This window comes from Aequoribacter sp. (genome assembly GCF_965659035.1).
In the GTDB taxonomy this organism is placed as follows: domain Bacteria; phylum Pseudomonadota; class Gammaproteobacteria; order Pseudomonadales; family Halieaceae; genus Aequoribacter.
In genome coordinates this window covers 1-1,581 of record NZ_CBFHWH010000173.1, presented here as the reverse complement: position 1 = coordinate 1,581, position 1,581 = coordinate 1, and the positions used below count along the sequence as shown (strand labels likewise).

Here is a 1,581-nt window from a genome sequence, read left to right as displayed (position 1 = left end):
CCACTGCTCGCCTATTTCGCTCGCTCTAAGCCGCCCCACTTTTAGGTAAGGGATTGACCATGCCCCTCGGCTCGCAGTACCCCGACCTCCAACATGCGCCCTGCACAGAGATAATGATAAGCGCTCCATAACGCTAACAAGGGCGCGAGCCCTAAGGCGTAACGCAAACTTTCTTTGCCAAGTGAATCAGTTAAGGCATCACTCAATAGACCAAAACCTAAAGGCCCTAATCCGAGCCCAATTAAATTGGTGATCATCAAAAACAGGGCGCCCGATGTAGTGCGCATGTGCGGAGGGGTTAAACCCTGGCTCAATGCTGCAGTAGGACCCGCAAAAAAAGATCCCATCAGAGCAGGAATAAAAAAGGCGGCCATCGCAAGAGTTCCGCTGGGCGCCACGAGGACCAAAATATAGCCAGGAATCAGAACCAAACAGCCAATAGCCACGACCCAGCTACCCCATCGCAAATCGAGACGGGTATATCGATCAGCCAGACGCCCCACGACAAGCATCCCTATAGGTCCACCCAAACCCAGCACAAGTCCCATTTGCAGGCCAACGGAATCTGCAGCCATGCCGTGCGACCGTGCCAAGAATGAAGGTAACCATGCGACCACCCCATTCATAACGACCAGCAGAATCCCCTGCCCCATAATCAGATGTCTGTAAGACGCTTGGCTCCAGACAAATCGAATACATTCCGTCAGAGAAGATTTTGTGGACGGGTTCGAATGGGTCAAGTTATCGGAGAGCCCCCGGCTGGGCTCGCGCAATGTCAGAAAAAGCAGTGGCGCGAGCACGAGACCGGGAATACCGGCCACCAAAAAAGCTTCTCGCCATCCATATTGTGCGGCGACATAGCCTCCAGCAACAAAGCCGGCGAGCAGCCCTACGTTGCCGCCAATAAAGAAAATCGTCATCGCAGTTGAGCGTTGATCTTTTTCAAACAAATCGGAAATCATCGAGTACGATGATGGGCTGGTGCCGGCCTCACCAACGCCTACCCCCATTCGAGCAATAAATAAGGTGACAAAATTCTTTGCTGTACCGCAGATTGCCGTCATCAAACTAAACATGAGCAGCGAACACGAAATGATTGTCTTGCGGCTACTACGATCTGCCAAACGCGCGATCGGAAGCCCCAGAGTCGCGTAAAAAATTGCAAATGCCGTACCACTAAGCAAACCCAGCGAGGTATCTGAAAGGGTCATCTCGAGTTTAATTTGAGGTAATAAAATACCAAGAAGGTAACGATCTAGAACGCTGAGCGCATAAACGCCTGTCAACAAGGCCAAGGTCCAGTAACGTGTGGCCAAGGCAAGATTATCGGATGGCATCAGCCTATTCATTAACTTCCCTCGTAAGACCGACCATCGGGCCTCATCGCCTTACTCAAACCCCTGATGTCGTTGCTTAAAACAGATTCGCCGCCTTAAAAGCTTAGCGGCAGCGTGGCAACGAAGATAAGAGTCGGTTTCATTTACAAAAAACGTAGACTCACTTTGCCTGTAATAATCTTCGAAATGACGCTTAGCTCTCTCGAGCGAGGGACGCTAAGCGTCCATGCCACAGGGAAGTAAA

Annotated in this window: 1 protein-coding gene; it reads right to left on the bottom strand. The window is 51.1% G+C overall.

Going from position 1 to position 1,581, the window contains the following annotated elements:
- Positions 1–41: 41 nt before the first annotated feature.
- Positions 42–1,349: a spinster family MFS transporter gene (locus tag ACTF5Z_RS12150; RefSeq protein ID WP_438985864.1), complete on the bottom strand. Its 1,308-nt coding sequence runs from the start codon at positions 1,347–1,349 to the stop codon at positions 42–44.
- Between the last annotated feature and the right edge of the window lie 232 nt (positions 1,350–1,581).